This window comes from Klebsiella sp. CN_Kp075 (assembly GCF_040065055.2).
Classification (GTDB): Bacteria; Pseudomonadota; Gammaproteobacteria; order Enterobacterales; family Enterobacteriaceae; genus Klebsiella; species Klebsiella aerogenes.
Map to the genome: position 1 here is coordinate 5,083,236 of NZ_CM198050.1, position 17,177 is coordinate 5,100,412.

The window sequence follows — 17,177 nt, forward strand, 5'->3', positions numbered from 1 at the left end:
CCGATCGTCGGCCGCCAACAGGCGGCTTGCACGGTCATCGCGGAGGAATCGAAATGGATCGCATTATTCAATCACCCGGTAAATACATCCAGGGCGCTGGCGCCATCAAGCGCCTCGGCGAATATCTCAAACCGCTGGCTGAACGCTGGCTAATCATCGGCGACAAGTTCGTTCTCGGCTTTGCCGAAGAGCAGCTGCGTACCAGCCTGAGCGGCGCTGGTCTGGTGGCCGAAATCGCCCCGTTCGGCGGTGAATGTTCGCAAAATGAAATCAACCGCCTGCGCGATATCGCCAGCAGCGCCCAATGCCATGCAGTGCTCGGCATCGGCGGCGGCAAGACGCTGGATACCGCGAAAGCGCTGGCTCACTATATGCACCTGCCGGTGGTCGTGGCACCGACCATCGCCTCCACCGATGCGCCGTGCAGCGCGTTGTCTGTTATCTATACCGACGATGGCGAATTCGAAAGCTATCTGATGCTGCCGCACAACCCGAACATGGTGGTTGTCGATACGCAGATCGTCGCAGGCGCGCCAGCTCGCCTGCTGGCCGCCGGGATTGGCGATGCGCTGGCGACCTGGTTTGAAGCCCGCGCCTGCTCGCGCAGCGGCGCGACTACAATGGCGGGTGGTAAATGCACCCAGGCGGCGCTGGCGCTGGCGGAGCTATGCTACAACACGCTGGTTGAAGAAGGCGAAAAGGCGATGCTTGCCGCCGAGCAGCATGTGGTTACCCCAGCGCTTGAGCGGGTGATCGAAGCCAACACCTACCTGAGCGGCGTCGGCTTTGAGAGCGGCGGGCTGGCGGCGGCGCACGCGATTCACAATGGCCTGACCGCCATCCCGGACGCCCATCACTTCTACCACGGAGAAAAGGTCGCATTTGGTACCCTGACGCAGCTGGTGCTGGAAAACGCGCCGGTGGAAGAAATTGAGACCGCTGCGGCGCTTTGTCACAGCGTCGGTCTGCCCATCACGCTGGCGCAGCTCGATATTAAAGGCGATATCCCGGCCAAAATGCGCACGGTCGCGGAGGCCGCCTGCGCCGAAGGCGAAACTATCCACAATATGCCGGGCGGCGCTAGCGCCGACCAGGTGTATGCCGCGCTGTTGGTGGCCGACCAATATGGACAGCGTTTCCTGCAAGAGTGGGAATAACCTTTCCCGTTACGCCCGGCGTCAGCCGGGCGTGTTCTTTTATGTTCCTTTGATCGCCGATTGCCAGCACACGGGATGTGTTTTATAGTGCGTTTTTCCTTTGGGCAAATCGTTGTTATGCAATCATCAGACAGAAGAATGAGCATTTACGCCATTCTGCAACAGGACAAAAAAGTCGTTGTAAACGAACTGGCCGAGAAGTTCGGCGTCACCAAAATGACTATCCGCCGGGATCTGTCATTCTTCGAAAAACAGGGAATCGTCAAAACGACCTATGGCGGCGCCTACCTGACCAGCGGCGCCAGCGTCGAGCCAAGTTTTCAGCTTAAATCCGTGCAGATGGTTGACGATAAACACCTGATTGGCCGTAAAGCGGCAGAGCTGGTTGAGGACGGCGACACTATCATCATTGACTGCGGGACCACGCTGCTGGCGCTAGCGCAATCAATTTTCGATAAAAAAATCATGGTGATCACTAACTCAGTACCGGTAGTGAACCTGCTAAAAGGAAGAAAAAACATCAAGTTAATCGTCGCTCCGGGAGAATATGAAGATGATACCCAGGGGATGATCTCTTTCAGTACCGCAGAGTTTTTTAGCACCATTCATGCCGATAAGGTCTTTATCAGCACCCAGGGTATTAACCACCACGGCGAGCTAACGGTCCCTAAAATGACCGATGCCCACGTCAAGCGAGCGCTGCTGCGCGCCGGACGGCAAAAAATCCTCCTCGCCGATAAAAGTAAATTCGAGCAAACTTTCCTTGCCGGCCATGCCCGACTGGACGATTTTGACATCGTTATCAGTCAGGATGGCCTCCCAGCCGATATCCTCTCCCTGCTTACTGCGCAAAAAACCGAACTGTTGCTGGCCGACAGCGCAGCATAACTTCACGCCCGGCAACGGGCGTCTGTGCTTTTCCGTTTTTTCTAAATGTTCTTTTTAGATTTATTAATGATAAATAGAACACAAAAGATCATAAATAAATTGACAAAAGAACACCTCAAGCGTGGAATAGGGATACCCCCTCCAGAATTGAGGTCTTTATGAACGGATTACTGAGCTTCAAACCTACCAACGACGATTGCGACTTCGCGCGTATCGCTAAAAAACAGGATCAGATGTTCCATCGCGTGGCGACGCTATGCCCGGAACGAGCAGAGATCATCACCGAGTCGTTTAAACGCTCCGAAGGCCAGTCCATTGTGATTCGCCGGGCTTTGGCGTTAGCCGATATTCTGGAGAAAATGACCATCTATATCGAACCGGATATGCTGATTGTCGGCAACCAGGCGAGCGCCAATTTTGCCGCGCCGGTGTTCCCGGAATACTCCTTTAACTGGGTTATCGATGAACTGGACGAATTTGATAAGCGTTCCGGTGATAGCTTCCGCGTGTCCGAATCCACCAAAGCCCGCTTGCGTACCCTGCAGGATTACTGGCAAGGAAAAACCCATCAGGATGAAGTGCTTGCCAACCTACCGCAAATTAACCGTCTGGCGGAAAAACAGGGCGTGCTGCACCGCGGCGGCATTAGCATGTCCGGCGACGGCCATATCATTCCGAACCATGATTTCGTACTGGAAGTTGGCTATGGCGGTATGCGCGATATCGCCAAACAGCACCTGGAAAATGACGACAACCTGACCGACGAGCAAAAAGATTTCTATCAGGCGGTCATTATTACCATGGAGGCCGCGCTTAAATACTGCAAACGCTTCTCCGCGCTTGCTAAAACCGAAGCGGCAAGAGTGTCCGATGCTAAACGCCGCGACGAACTGCTGGCCATGAGCGACATGTTCGCCCATCTGATGGAAGGCAAAGCCCGTAGCTTCTATGAAGCCGTGGAAACCGTCTACCTTACCCATTTGCTGATGATGATTGAAAGCAACGGCCACTCTTTCTCCTTCGGCCGCTTCGACCAGTACGTCTGGCCGTATTACGAAGCCGATATCAAAGCCGGGAAAATCAGCAAAGAAAAGGCGCTGGAGATCCTGACCCACTTCTTCATCATGACCAACAGCCTGAACAAAGTACGCCCGTGGGGCCATACTCAGTACAGCGGGGGCTATCCGCTCTATTCCAACCTGATGGTTGGCGGCATGAAGCCTGACGGCAGCGACGGTACCAACGATCTTTCCTATCTGTCGCTGGAAGCCATGGCGCTAACCGGCCTGCCGGAACCAAACCTCAGCGTTCGTTTCTCAAAAGATACCCCGCATTCGCTGATGCAGGATGCCGCAAAGCTCATTCGTAAAGGCTTCGGTATGCCGTCGATCTTCTGCGACGAAGTGGTTATCCCTGCCATGATGACGCTGGGCCTGACGGAAGAAGTCGCCCGCGAATATGCTTCAATGGGTTGCGTAGAAACCGCGATCCCAGGCCGCTGGGGGCACCGCGCCACCGGCATGACCTATGTGAATTTCGGCAAGATCCTTGAGCTGGTGATGAACAACGGCTGCGATCCGGCGACCGGCGTGCAGTTAGTGAAAATCAACGGTAAAGAAGGCCGCGAAATAAACTACCAGTCTTACGATGAAGTATGGGCGGCGTGGAACCAGCTGCTGGAGTTCTACTCCGATCTGGCGGTAGATTGCGATCTGGTCTGCGACCGGGCGCTGAAATACCACGATGCCGATGCCTTTGCCTCCGCCACGATTAACTGCTCGCTGGAACGCGGTAAAACGTTGAAAAACGGCGGCGCGGAATATGACTTCGTGAGTTCCTCCAACATTGGCCCTTCCGTGGTCGGCGATAGCCTGGCGGCAGTGAAAAAACTGGTCTTCGACGATAAAGTCCTGACGCTTCAACAGCTACGCGACGCCATGGATAGCAACTTTGAAGGTCTGGAAGGCGCGCGCGTACGCAAACTGTGCCGCAATGCGCCGAAGTTTGGTAACGATATCGACTATGTCGACCATATCGTCGCCGATGTCTTCGAGTCCTATCTCAAACTGTTGCCGAAATACAAAACCGATCGCTATGGTAAGGGGCCAAAAGGCTGCGGTTATACCATGTCGACCTCTAATATTACTTCATACGTGCCGAATGGTTTTGACGTCGGCGCCACGCCGGATGGTCGCCTGGCGACGCTGCCGCTGAACGAAGGCGCCTCTCCGTGCCTCGGCGCGGATAAAGAAGGCCCGACGGCGGTCATTAACTCGGTTGCGAAACTGCCGAACCAGAAAATCGCCGGCGGCCAGCTGCTGAATATGAAGTTCACGCCAAGCGCGCTGGAAGGCGACGACAATCTGGAGAAATTTACCGCCTTTATGGAAGCCAGCCGTGAGAAAAACATCTTCCATAATCAGTTCAACATCATTGATTCCAATATTCTGCGCGCCGCAAAGGCCAATCCGCAGGATTACCCGAATCTGATGGTGCGCGTTGCCGGGTATTGCGCGCTGTTCTCAACGCTGATGCCGGAAGCGCAGGATGCGATTATCGCGCGCACCGAACTGAGCTGGTAAGAGAGAAACGCGATGAGAACTGGCCTGATTTCCCGAATTCAACGTTATTCCACCAAAGATGGTCCAGGAATACGCAGCACCGTCTTTATGCAGCAGTGCAACCTGCGCTGCCAGTGGTGCGCGAATCCGGAAACCATCGGGCCAGGCCATAACGTTTTCTGGTTTAAAGAACGCTGCCGCCAGTGCGGTACCTGCGTACAGGCGGCGAACAACCACGCCATTACCCTTGCTGAACCTGGCAATGGCGTCAATATAGACCGTAGAAATTGCAGCAATCTCCTGGATATGGTCGATCTCTGCCCCTACGACGGTTATGAAAAAGTCGCTAAAGAGATGACCTCGCACCAGTTGGCGGAATTACTACTGCGCGACAAGACATTTTACGACTCAAGCACTGGCGGCGTGACCTTTTCCGGCGGCGAGCCGGCGCTGCAGGCGGAGTTCGTCAAAGAAACAGCGCAAATATTGAAAGCGCAGGGCGTACACGTATGTCTCGATACTGCAGGCAATATCCGCTGGGAAAAGCTGCGCCCGCTGATTGAAACGGTCGATCTGGTCTCTTACGACTTTAAAGCTTTCAACCCCGAGACTCATCTTGCCTGTACCGGCGTAGACAATCGGCGGATCCTCGATAATGCCAAAGCGATCGCCGCTATGGGCAAGCCGATCCTCGCGCGAATGGTGATCGTGCCGACGCGTAACGACGATCCGGAGGATATTCGCCAGCGTCTCGACTTTATTCGTAAACTCGGTCCGGCGGTTTTACAGGTTGATATTCTCGAATACCATATTTATGGCATCGGGAAATATCAAAAGCTTGGTATGCCCTATTTTCTACACAACATTCCGACATGCCAACGCGAAGTAACAGAACAAATTAAACAATACGCTGAAGATATTGGATTAAAAGCCACCATTGGCGGTTAAGGATTAACATGTTGAACTTTATTATTACCGACACCTACGAAAAAATGAGCGCCCTGGCAGCACAACATATTGCCCAGGAGCTGAATAAAAAACCGGATTTAGTAATGGCCTTACCGACTGGCGGAACCCCCGTCGGCCTCCTGGCCGAAATGAGCCGAATGGCGAAAGATGGCGAAGCCGATTTCTCCTGCGCCCTCTCGTTTAATATCGACGAATATATCCCGCTGGCCAAAAACGATCCGCAAAGTTATTATTACTTCCTGCAACAGCACTTTTATCAGCATGCCAACATGGCTGAAGAAAATACCTTCGTACCGGATATTCTGGCGCTCGACCTGCAGGCCGAATGCGCTCGCTACGAACGCCTGATTCAAAGCCATGGCGATTTCGATATTACCGTTCTCGGCATTGGTCACGATGGTCATATTGGTTTCAATGAACCCCATGCTACCCATAGCCCGGTATGCCATATCATCGACCTTAACGAAGAGACCATTGCGGCGAACGCCCGCTTCTTCGCCAGCCAGGACGAAGTCCCCCGGCAGGCTATCACTTTGGGCATGGGCACCATCTTGCGCAGCAAAAAGATCGTGCTGATTGCCAACGGTAAATCAAAAGCGGAAATTATCAAGCAGTTGCACCAATGCACACGCATCGATCCGCAATTCCCCGCCTCCTTCTTACTGATGCATGCGGACGTCACCATCATATGCGACCGTGACGCGGCATCGCTTATCAGCGCTTAAAGGTGAGATATGATAATCCAGAGCGAACGAGTGTGGCTTGCCGGGGGTTTTTACCCGGCGCAAATAACCATTGAAAATGGGCTTATCGGCGCGATCACGCCCGGTCTTAGCTCCCGCGTGGATAAGGATTTCGGGGCGCGGCGCATTATACCAGGCCTTATCGATAGCCATGCGCACGGCGCCTGGGATTACGATACCAACGAAAACGACCCACAGGGGCTACGCCGCTGGGCCTCCCGACTGCCGGAAGAAGGCGTCACCGCCTTTTGCCCGACTACCGTTACCGATGAAAACGCGACGCTACTGGCGGCGCTGGACAATATTTCCCGCGTCATGGACGAAGGATATAGCGGCGCGGAAATTCTGGGCATCCATCTCGAAGGCCCGTTCCTGAGCCAACTTTACCGCGGCGCGCAGCCGGAAAAACAGATTCGCCCTGCCGACGTCACCCAGTTTCAGGCTTTCGAAAAGGCGGCGCGCGACCACATTATCGCCATTACCCTTGCCCCGGAAGAAGACCATCAATTTGCGCTGACCCGCTACTGCGCGCAGAAAGGGATTGTGGTCAATATGGGCCATTCGGATGCTTCTTTCGAGCAGGCGCTGGCGGCGGTCGCCAACGGCGCTAAAAATGTCACCCATGTCTATAACGGCATGGCGAAATACGTCAATCGCGAGCCCGGCCTGCTTGGCGCCGCCCTGAATCTTGATGGCCTGTACGGCGAGGTGATTGCCGACGGTATCTTTGTCAGCCTGGTTTCCGCCGCCCACCTTTATCGCAGCAAAAATGATAATGACATCATCATGATAAGCGACTCGATGAAGGCGAAAGGTTGTCCTCCGGGGCGATATATGTTCGGCGGAGAGCCAATGGTACTTGGCGACGATGGCGCAACCAGACGGGATAACGGCGTCCTGGTCGGCAGCACGCTACAGCTCAATCGCGGCTTATATAATATGGTCGAAAGAGCAATGGTGCCGTTTAGCGCGGCATTAAAATCCTGCACCATTAACCCGGCACGGTTATTAGGTTTTGATAGTCGAAAAGGGAAATTACAGCGCGGATACGATGCCGATATTGTTGTCCTTGAAGATAATTATCAGGTGAATACAACCTATTGTCGCGGTACGGTAGCCTGGTCAATAAGTTAATTAATTCACCTCCGTATCATTTAACAATGGCGGTTATTGAAAAATAACCGCTGCTTTGTTATTTCTTCTATTTATTAATACCCCAAGTCCTTTTTAATATTTATTAAAATGCGACCTGGCTAACATTAAACACCTCCTGAAATCCCTTAAAAATAACCCACAATAAAAATAAGACTGCTTAATTTTAACTGCCCATCGTTATACAAGTCAGTCGCTTTATTACATGCGGCTTCAGGATTTATTATTTTAAGGGAATTCATATGAATATTTTGGGTTATCTACAAAAAGTCGGCCGGGCATTGATGGTGCCCGTCGCTACTTTACCTGCCGCCGCCATTTTAATGGGCATCGGTTACTGGATCGATCCCAACGGCTGGGGTAGTTCTAACGCGCTGGCCGCACTATGTATTCAGTCCGGTGCGGCCATTATCGATAATATGGGCGTCCTGTTTGCCGTCGGGGTAGCTTACGGCATGTCGAAAGATAAAGATGGCGCCGCCGCGCTGGCCGGGTTTGTCGGCTTTCTGGTATTAACCACGCTCTGTTCGCCGGCAGCTGTCGCCATGATCCAGCAGATCCCAATCGAGCAGGTGCCTGCGGCCTTTGCGAAGATTAAAAATCAGTTTATCGGCATCATGGTCGGCATTATTTCAGCGGAACTCTATAACCGCTTTAGCAGCACGGAGTTACCGAAAGCGCTCTCGTTCTTCAGCGGACGCCGACTGGTGCCGATCCTCACTTCATTCACCATGATTGTGGTGGCGTTTGTCCTGATGTTTATCTGGCCGGTGGTCTTTAGCGGGCTGGTCAGCTTCGGTGAACATATCCAAAAACTGGGCTCACTGGGTGCGGGTATCTATGCTTTTTTCAACCGTATGCTCATTCCGGTCGGCCTGCATCACGCCCTGAACTCGGTATTCTGGTTCGACGTCGCCGGGATTAACGACATCCCGAATTTCCTTGGCGGCGCGCAGTCCATCGCCTCCGGTAAAGCGGTGGTTGGCATCACCGGTCGTTACCAGGCGGGCTTTTTCCCGGTCATGATGTTCGGCTTGCCGGGCGCGGCATTAGCGATGTACCAATGCGCCCGCGCGGAAAATAAAGCGAAGGTGATGGGGATTATGATGGCTGGCGCATTTGCTGCCTTCTTCACCGGCATTACCGAACCGCTGGAATTTTCCTTCATGTTCGTCGCGCCGGCGCTATACGTCATCCACGCCTTTTTAACCGGCGTGTCCGTCTTCATCGCCGCCAGCATGCACTGGATCGCCGGATTCGGCTTCAGCGCCGGTCTGGTCGATATGGTACTGGCATCGCGCAACCCGCTGGCCACCCACTGGTATCTGCTCATTCCCATGGGGCTGGTGTACTTCGCGATTTATTATCTGGTCTTCCGCTTCACCATCACCCGCTTCAACCTGCTGACGCCGGGCCGCGAGCTGTCCGTTGCCGGCAGCGCCGCCGATGGCGAAGATGTGAACCTGAGCGCCGCGAAACAGCAGGATATCAGCGCGCTGGCGCGCCAGTACATTGCCGCTATCGGTGGTTCCGATAATCTCACCAATATCGACGCCTGCATCACCCGCCTGCGCCTTGGCGTTAAGGATGCAACGCTGGTCGATGAAGCGCTGGCCCGCCGCCTGGGAGCCAGCGGGGTCATTCGCCTCAACGCCAGCAACGTGCAGATAATCGTTGGCTTCGTGGCGGAAAAAATCGCCACCGCCATGAAAACCGCGGGTCACGTCGATGCCGCGCAGACGCTCCCCAGCGTCACCGCGCAGGCCCACAATAATCCACGCAAGGCAGCGAATGCATTGCGGATTATCGAGCTCGTCGCCCCGGTGAGCGGCGAGCTGGTCGCGCTGGAGCAAGTCCCTGACGAAGCTTTCGCCAGCGGCGCCGTTGGCGGTGGTGTCGCCATCCTGCCGGCCAGCAACATTGTGGTTTCACCCGCGGCGGGTACTCTCATCAAGATTTTCAACACCGATCATGCCTTCTGTCTTGAGACCGAAGACGGCGCTGAGATCGTGGTACATATGGGGATTGATACCGTTGCGCTGGCGGGTCAGGGCTTTACCCGTCTGGCGGAAGAAGGCGCTACTGTTGTCGCAGGTCAGCCGATTCTCGAAATGGATCTCGTGTACCTCGAAGCTAACGTGCGTTCGATGGTTAGCCCGGTGCTCTGTAGCAATATAGAGGAGTTCGCGCAGCTGGAAATCAAAGCGCACGGTCAGGTGAAAGCGGGTGAACCGCTGTACCACATTAAGGGATAAGATTGATAAACGGTGTGGCCGCGCCATGCGGCCACATGTGACGATTATTTTGCCGCCGTCGCCGGCCGATCAACGTGTTGCCCATGAGCGTGGCGCTTTTTAAGGCTGATAATCGCCAGCGCCGCGACAATCAGCACAATGCCGCCGCCTTCCACCAGCCCCGGATTTTCACCCAGCAGCCACCAGGAAAACAGCACGCCGCAGACCGGCACCGCCAGCGTACTCAGGCCGGCGACGCTGGCAGGCAGATTACGCAGGACATACAGCCACAGACTCCAGGCCACCGCCGTGGCCAGAATCGCGCTATAGCCCAATGCCCAGAAAACCCCAGGCTGCCAGTCAATACTGCGCTGCGGCACCAGCCACGCCACCACGCTCATCACCAGCGCGGCATACAGCATCTGCCAGGCGGTTAACGACAGTAAATCGAGGCGCGGATAGCGGCGATACATGCGTTTGGCGACAATCGCGCTCGCCCCCCAACTGATGCCGGAGAGGATCGCCAGCAGCGCGCTTTTCATCGAGGAGAAATCCAACTGCCACGGCTGCAGCACCAGCAGTAGACCACACGCCGCCAGGACGATAGCGGCATACTGCAGCCGCCGCATGCGCTCGCCTAAAAACAGCGCCGCCATGATCACTACCCAGAACGGCATGGTGTAGCTGAGAATAGCGACTTTACCGGCGCCGCCGCTCATCAGCGCCCACTGCGCCAGGCCGACCATGCCGCAGGTTTGCAGCAGCGCAATCGCCAGGGTATAGCCAAACGGCGTCGGCCGCATGCCGCGCCCGCGCAGCGCCAGCACCGCCATCAGTACAATCGCGCCGAAGATACAGCGCAGCGCGGTAAAATCGAAGGCGCCGATATAGAGCGTTACCTGTTTCATCGCAATCCAGCTGTAGCTCCAGATAAGCGTCAGCAGGACGAGGCCGCAACCGGCCAGGAGATTGCTGTTCCTTGCAACCGTCATAACTTCTCCACCGTCATGATTTTTGCGGGCACTATACTCGCTTTGGCGGAAGGTTGCTTAAAGGCAGAGCGCACTTTTCGTGCTAAAAAAGGGGGCGGTGAATTGCAGTTCACCGCCCCGATAAGGATGAAACAAGAGGTAAAGCAGGTGATTACGCCGGACGCACGCCCAGGGTATGACAGATGGCGTAGCTCATTTCGGCGCGATTCAGGGTATAGAAGTGGAAATCTTTTACCCCTTCCCGGCTTAAAATTTTCACCATGTCCATGGCGATATTCGCCCCTACTAGCTGGCGCGTTTCGGCATCGTTATCCAGCCCTTCGAACATTTTCGACATCCAGGTTGGGATACGCACGTTCGTCATATCGGCAAATTTCTTCGCCTGTTTAAAGTTGGAGACAGGCAGAATGCCCGGAATGATTTCCACGTCGATACCGGCGGAGACGCAGCGGTCGCGAAAACGCAGGTAGCTTTCGACATCAAAAAAGAACTGAGTGATCGCGCGATTAGCGCCCGCTTCTACTTTACGTTTCAGGTTCAATAAGTCGGCCTGCGCGCTTTTGGCTTCCGGATGCACTTCCGGATAGGCGGCGACGGAGATGTCAAAATCACCGACGTCTTTTAGCAGCGTCACCAGGTCGGCGGCGTACATCTCCGGCTTGCCGCTACCCGGCGGCAGGTCGCCGCGCAGCGCGACGATATGGCGGATACCGTTGTTCCAGTAATCCTGGGCAATCGCGCGCAGTTCATCGCGGCTGGCGTCGATACAGGTCAGGTGCGGTGCCGCTTCCAGACCGGTGCGGTCTTTAATGCCCTTGATAATGCTATGAGTGCGGTCGCGCTCGCCGGAGTTCGCCCCGTAGGTGACGGAAACAAACTTCGGTTTCAGGCTGCTTAAGCGATCGATGGATTTCCACAGGGTTTGCTCCATTTCACTGGTCCGCGGCGGAAAGAATTCAAAGGACACATTAATCTGGCCCTGGACTTCCGCCAGGCTCTGATTCAGGGCTTCCCGCTGATTGGCGTGAAAAAAGCTCATACCTTACCTCATCAATCGCATTATATTTATCAGTCGTGTTGCGAACTTCTATACGTTTAGACGTCCAGATGTAAAAATGACGGAAAAGCGTGCGGGCGTCAATAGAAAAATCTGCGTAAACAGTGAGGAATTTTCAGTCAAAGTGAAAAAAGTTCATCTCGCGTCAGGCCAGGCGCGCCCTGGCGTTGTTTTCAGATTTTGTCCGCAGCGTAATTTGAAGTAGTTCAAAAAATCGCACATCTCCCCCCCCTGGCATAACGATTACTATTGCAGCAACGTCAACCTTGATCCACATTGAGTAGAACGTTCTACTAGAACGTTCTACTCAACATATCATCGCCAATAATATCTATTCGGGGTAATCAGCATGAGTCTGTGGTCAGGGTTCATAAAATCATTATCAAAACTGTCGATGATCGGCCGCGCCTTGATGCTGCCGATTTCGCTCCTCCCGGCCGCCGGCCTGTTGTTGGCCTTCGGGGATAAATTCCATTTACCGCTGATGATGAATGCCGGCGGTATTATTTTCGATAACCTACCGATGCTCTTCGCTATCGGCTCCGCGGTCGGCCTCGCGTCGGAATCCGGCATCGCCGCGCTATCGGCAGCGGTCTCGGTCTTCGTCACCAACATTACCATCGGTACCGTACTCGGTATCACGCCGGAAATGGCCGCACAGGGCGGGAAATATGCGATGGTGGTCGGCATCCCGACGTTACAGATGGGGGTTTTTGGCGGGCTTATCTGCGGGATACTCGCCGCCTGGTGCTACAACCGCTTTCACACGCTGCAATTGCCGGAATTCCTCGGTTTCTTTTCCGGTAAGCGTTTTGTGGCGATCGCCACCGCCTTCCTGTCGTTCATCCTCGGCCTGTTGCTACCTTACGTCTGGCAGCATATCCAGGCCGGTATTGATTCCTTGTCGATGGTGATTAACGGCGATAACCAGGCCGCCTCCACCTTCATTTTCGGCCTCGTTGAACGCGCGCTAATCCCGCTTGGCCTGCACCACATCTGGTACCCTTCCTTCTGGTACTCCTTCGGCGATTACACCACTCAGGCGGGCCAGATGATCCACGGCGACCAGACCATCTGGTTTAAAATGCTGGAAGAAGGGGTGAAATCTTTTAGCACCGATAGCTATCAAAACGCGGGCAAATTTATGCAGGGTGAATTCCCGCTGATGTTGTTCGCTCTGCCGGCCGCCTGTCTGGCGATGTATCACGAAGCGCACACTAAAAATAAAAAAATCGCGGCCGGTATTCTGTTCTCCGCCGCGCTGACCTGCTTCCTGACCGGCATCACCGAACCCGTCGAATTCACCTTTATCTTCGTGGCGCCGATTCTGTACGTCTTTAACGCCATTATGGCGGGGCTCTCGTACATGACTATGTACCTGCTGCACGCGCATATTGCCAAGTCGTTCTCCGCCGGACTTATCGACTATATCTCCTTCGGTATTCTGCCTTCCATGAACGGCTATCAGACAAACTTCCTCAGCGCGGTGATTGTTGGCGTGCCGATGGCGCTGATTTATTATTTCACCTTCCGTTTCGTGATCCGCCGCTTCGATGTGAAAACGCCGGGACGTACCGATATCACCGTAACGGCCAATGATAAAACCGACGCCGAACTGGCAACTGAAATTGTCAGCTTACTCGGCGGTTCACAGAATATTGACTCCGTGGGCGCCTGCATCACCCGTCTGCGTCTGGAGGTTGCCGAACGCGAGGCGGTAGATAAAGACGGCCTCAACAGTATCGGCGCGCGCGGCGTAGTCTTCGTCGGTGATAACGGTATCCAGATAATTTTTGGCGCCAGGGCGCAATTTATCGCTCAAACCATGTCGGGGATGATTGGCAAATAACCAGAAGATGTTATGGTGTGGAAGATCGCTTGTCTCAGAGAAGCGATCTTCTGCTATCTGACTGTCATACAACAGTTTTCATGGAGCGATTTTGAAGAAAGTCAGCATTATAGATGTGGCGAAACTGGCCGGCGTTTCCGTTTCTACGGTCTCGCTGGTATTACGTCAGAAGGGAAAAATTTCCGACGCCACCATCGAAAAAGTCAATGCTGCCATCCAGAAGCTCGGCTATGTGCATAACGTCGCCGCCGCCAACCTTCGCGCCAACACCACCAATCTAATCGGCCTGATTCTTCGCGACTTCAACGACAGTTTTTCCATCAAAGTGATGGCCAACATCGTGCAGGAACTGGAGAAACAGGGCTATATGGTATTTCTCGGCCAGCCGCTTAACGATAGCGACTATCTGGATCGCTGCCTGCTGTCGTTTAAACAACAGGGCGTCGCCGGCGTGATTTATCTTGATGCCGATACCACCCGCGATACGCTGCCTGCAGCGCTGCTGCAATGTCCCCTGCCTCTGGTGACGGTCTCGCAAAGGCCGTTAACCGGCAACCGCGATCAGGTGGTCCGCGATAATCGTCAGGCCGCCAGCATCGCCGCGCGTTATCTGATAGAGCGTGGTCATCGCTATATTGCCTACATCGGCGGTCAGGAAGACGATCTTATTCGTCAGCAGCGGTTGCTCGGCTTTTACAGCACGCTGGAGAAAAACGGCATGACGGTACGCGAAGAGTTTGCGCCCGCCTGTCACGACAATACCCAAGCCGCCAGTATCGCCACTCGTCAGTTACTGGAAAAGAATAATGCCATTACCGCGCTGCTCTGCCATTCACCGGATGCGATGATTGGCTGCCTCAATGGTATTCATCAGGTAGGACGAACGGTGGGAAAAGACGTCTTTCTTACCCAACAAGTGGCGCTGGTGGGCTTCGAAGATATGATGCATGTGAATTTGACTTCGCCATCTTTTACCTATGTCTCTTCCGCCAGCGAAGAGACCGGCCGTCAGGCCGCCGCGTTAATTATCCGCAAGATCAAAGAACCGGCTCTCCCTACCCAGCGTATTACCCTTTCCGGACAACTGGTGACGCGGGAGTCAGCATAATGAAGGCCGGCCCAGCGGGCCGGCCTGACAGATTACAGCAGCTGCGCCAGACGATTGATATCTGACTGAATGGCCCCGGCGGTAACATCGCGGCCTGCGCCTGGCCCACGAATCACCATTGGGTTATCGCGGTACCAGCGACTCTCGATGGCAAAGACGTTATCACACGGCAAAAGCGCCGCCAGCGGATGTTCCTGACGCACTGCTTCTACTCCGACGCGCGCTTTACCGTTGGCATCAAAACGCGCCACGTAACGCAACACCAGCCCCATTTCACGGGCGGCTTCAAGGCGCTGCAGCATCTGTTCATTCAGCTCTTCGCCGTTCTCAAAGAAGTGGTCAACCGAGCCCTCTTCGCAATGCGCCGGAACCAGCGATTCCACGCGCACCTGATCCGGCTCGATATTGTAACCAGCTTCGCGCGCCAGGATCACCAGCTTGCGCATCACGTCTTTACCCGACAGGTCAACGCGCGGGTCCGGTTCGGTCAGCCCTTGCTGCCAGGCCTGATCCACCAGTTCGGTAAATGGCACCGTGCCGTCAAACTGCAGGAACAGCCAGGAGAGCGTACCGGAGAAGATACCGCTCAGCCCCAGGATGGTATCGCCGCTGTCGATAAGATCGCGCACCGTATGGTTAACCGGCAAGCCTGCGCCGACGGTGGCGTTATACAGCCAGTGACGGCCGGTCTTTTCGAAGGCGTCGTGGATCTGGCGATATTTATCGCTGCTGCTGGCGCCCGCCAGCTTATTGGCGCTGATCACATGGAAACCGTGGCTGGCGAAATCCAGATACTGATCGGCCAGCTGTTCGCTGGCGGTCACGTCCAGCACCACTAAATCATCATAAGGGTGCGCGCGCATCCACAGGAATAGCGACTCTTCATCCTGCTCGACCGCTTCATCTTCAAAGAATGCCAATGCGCGGCTGGCATCCAGACCTTCGTAATTCAGCAGGCTACGGCGGCTATCCACCACCCCGGCCAGCAGGAACTCAAAGCCGGTGCGGGCGGAAAGCGTGCTCTGCTCGCGCGCGAACAACTCCAGCCAGCGGGAGCCGATATTGCCTTTGCCGAACAGCACCAGGCCGATGCGTTTTTCAGCGCGGAACACGGAGTGATGTAGTCCCTGAATCAGGCTCTCGGTTGGGCCGGCGCGCAGCACCGCCACCAGGCTGATGCCCTCTTCCGATTGCCAGGTAAACTCTACCGGCTGCCCTTTCAACTGCTGCCAGAAACGGTGGCAATGCAGCGGATTGCGGGTCACGCCCGCGCCGACCATCGCCACCAGCGCCAGCTTCTGACGCAGACGCAGCTCGCCCGGCAGACCCGCCTCGTCCAGCAGCTTCAGCGCGCTGTCGGCCACTTCAGAGGTGTAGCAGAACTGCAGCAGCTTACGGTCGGCATGCACGCCCACCGCCAGCGGGCGCAGCTGCGCGCGTTTGAAAATCTGATCCAGCTCTTTATGCGCCAGTTTGAAATCCTGACCGGCCGGCACCTGGAATTCAATCAGGCAGACGTCGTCGTGACTGGTGACGATACGCGCGCCGGTGCCGGATGCCAGCACGCGCTCAATGCGCGTCGAACCCTGGTCCGGAGTGTAGCTACAGCGCAGCTGTAAATCGATATCGCTACCAGAAACCGGCTGTAGCGTACGCGCGTGCAGCACCGGCGCCGCCAGGCGAGCCAGCTCGCTGGCTTCATCAAGACGCAGCAGCGGCAGCAGGCACGCATCTTTCACTTTACGCGGGTCGGCGCTATAAACCCCGGCCACGTCGCTCCAGATGGTGACGCGGGAAACACCGGCCAACGCGCCGATTTGGGTGGCGGAGTAGTCGGAACCGTTACGGCCCAGCAGTACGGTTTCCCCGGCATTGTTACGGGCGATAAAGCCGGTCACCACCAGCCGTTTGTTGGGGTGCTGCGCCATCAACTGTTGTAACAGCGGGTAGGATAAGCCTTCATCAACCTGCGGCTGCGCGGCGCGTTCCGCGCGCAGGAAAGCGCGCGCGTCCAGCCAGGCGGCTTCAACGCCAAGGTGGTTTAGTACCGCCGCCATCAGGCGCGCGGACCACACTTCGCCGTGGCCGACGACTTCGGCATATACCGCATCGGTGACGCCGCTATCCAGCAGGCCCGCCAGACGCTCAAGATCGTGAATAAACGTCGCGATCAGCGCGTCGGCGGCGTCCGCCGGCAGCAGGCCGGCGATCAGGTCCATTTGATAGCGACGCAGCGCTTGTTGCACCTGATGCGCAGAAAGACGATCGGTCTGGCTTAGCTGCAGCCAGCTAATCAGCTGGTTGGTGGTGCTACCGGCGGCAGAGACGACCATCATATCGCCTGCCTGCGCGTAGTCGGTCATGATCCCGGCGACGCGCAGGTAACATTTCGCATCCGCTAAACTACTCCCACCAAATTTGTGCAGCTGACGACCCTTCGCCCCTGCCTGCGCAATCACACTCATCT

General features: G+C 55.4%; 12 protein-coding genes. 9 read left to right on the forward strand and 3 right to left on the reverse strand.

Annotated features, from left to right (window positions below):
• Positions 1 to 53: 53 nt before the first annotated feature.
• The 7 genes from gldA to nagE all read left to right on the forward strand — a co-directional run bounded on the left by gldA (position 54) and on the right by nagE (position 9,725).
• Positions 54 to 1,157, forward strand: coding sequence for a bifunctional L-1,2-propanediol dehydrogenase/glycerol dehydrogenase (gene gldA, locus ABLV78_RS24145; protein ID WP_047047243.1), 1,104 nt, complete (start codon positions 54 to 56; stop codon positions 1,155 to 1,157).
• A 138-nt stretch (positions 1,158 to 1,295) separates the two neighbouring features.
• A complete protein-coding gene (locus ABLV78_RS24150; protein WP_045395317.1) occupies positions 1,296 to 2,045 on the forward strand; it encodes a DeoR/GlpR family DNA-binding transcription regulator in 750 nt (249 codons plus the stop codon).
• 158 nt (positions 2,046 to 2,203) lie between these two features.
• Entirely contained in the window at positions 2,204 to 4,627 is a 2,424-nt protein-coding gene (locus ABLV78_RS24155) for a glycyl radical protein (RefSeq protein WP_047047239.1), read from the forward strand.
• A gap of 12 nt (positions 4,628 to 4,639) precedes the next feature.
• Positions 4,640 to 5,554: a glycyl-radical enzyme activating protein gene (locus tag ABLV78_RS24160; RefSeq protein ID WP_047047236.1), complete on the forward strand. Its 915-nt coding sequence runs from the start codon at positions 4,640 to 4,642 to the stop codon at positions 5,552 to 5,554.
• 8 nt (positions 5,555 to 5,562) lie between these two features.
• Complete coding sequence (nagB, locus tag ABLV78_RS24165; RefSeq protein ID WP_047047234.1) at positions 5,563 to 6,300, forward strand: glucosamine-6-phosphate deaminase; 738 nt, start codon at positions 5,563 to 5,565, stop codon at positions 6,298 to 6,300.
• A 9-nt stretch (positions 6,301 to 6,309) separates the two neighbouring features.
• Positions 6,310 to 7,452: an N-acetylglucosamine-6-phosphate deacetylase gene (gene nagA / locus ABLV78_RS24170; RefSeq protein ID WP_047047231.1), complete on the forward strand. Its 1,143-nt coding sequence runs from the start codon at positions 6,310 to 6,312 to the stop codon at positions 7,450 to 7,452.
• A gap of 260 nt (positions 7,453 to 7,712) precedes the next feature.
• A complete protein-coding gene (gene nagE, locus ABLV78_RS24175; protein ID WP_047047228.1) occupies positions 7,713 to 9,725 on the forward strand; it encodes an N-acetylglucosamine-specific PTS transporter subunit IIBC in 2,013 nt (670 codons plus the stop codon).
• A gap of 44 nt (positions 9,726 to 9,769) precedes the next feature.
• On the opposite strand, the gene ABLV78_RS24180 is transcribed toward nagE, so the two are convergent.
• The gene (locus ABLV78_RS24180) at positions 9,770 to 10,696 is read right to left on the reverse strand and encodes a DMT family transporter (protein WP_047047225.1); all 927 of its coding nucleotides are present in this window, start codon (positions 10,694 to 10,696) and stop codon (positions 9,770 to 9,772) included.
• Between the two features lie 151 nt (positions 10,697 to 10,847).
• Entirely contained in the window at positions 10,848 to 11,735 is an 888-nt protein-coding gene (metF, locus tag ABLV78_RS24185) for a methylenetetrahydrofolate reductase (RefSeq protein WP_015368922.1), read from the reverse strand.
• A 367-nt stretch (positions 11,736 to 12,102) separates the two neighbouring features.
• Between metF and ABLV78_RS24190 the strand changes: the two genes are divergently transcribed.
• Positions 12,103 to 13,602, forward strand: a complete 1,500-nt coding sequence (locus ABLV78_RS24190) for a PTS transporter subunit EIIC (RefSeq protein ID WP_047047222.1) — start codon at positions 12,103 to 12,105, stop codon at positions 13,600 to 13,602.
• 91 nt (positions 13,603 to 13,693) lie between these two features.
• Complete coding sequence (locus ABLV78_RS24195) at positions 13,694 to 14,710, forward strand: substrate-binding domain-containing protein (RefSeq protein ID WP_047047219.1); 1,017 nt, start codon at positions 13,694 to 13,696, stop codon at positions 14,708 to 14,710.
• 32 nt (positions 14,711 to 14,742) lie between these two features.
• Here the strand turns inward: ABLV78_RS24195 and ABLV78_RS24200 are convergent, their stop codons facing one another.
• Positions 14,743 to 17,175, reverse strand: coding sequence for a bifunctional aspartate kinase/homoserine dehydrogenase II (locus tag ABLV78_RS24200; protein ID WP_045395300.1), 2,433 nt, complete (start codon positions 17,173 to 17,175; stop codon positions 14,743 to 14,745).
• Positions 17,176 to 17,177: the final 2 nt, after the last annotated feature.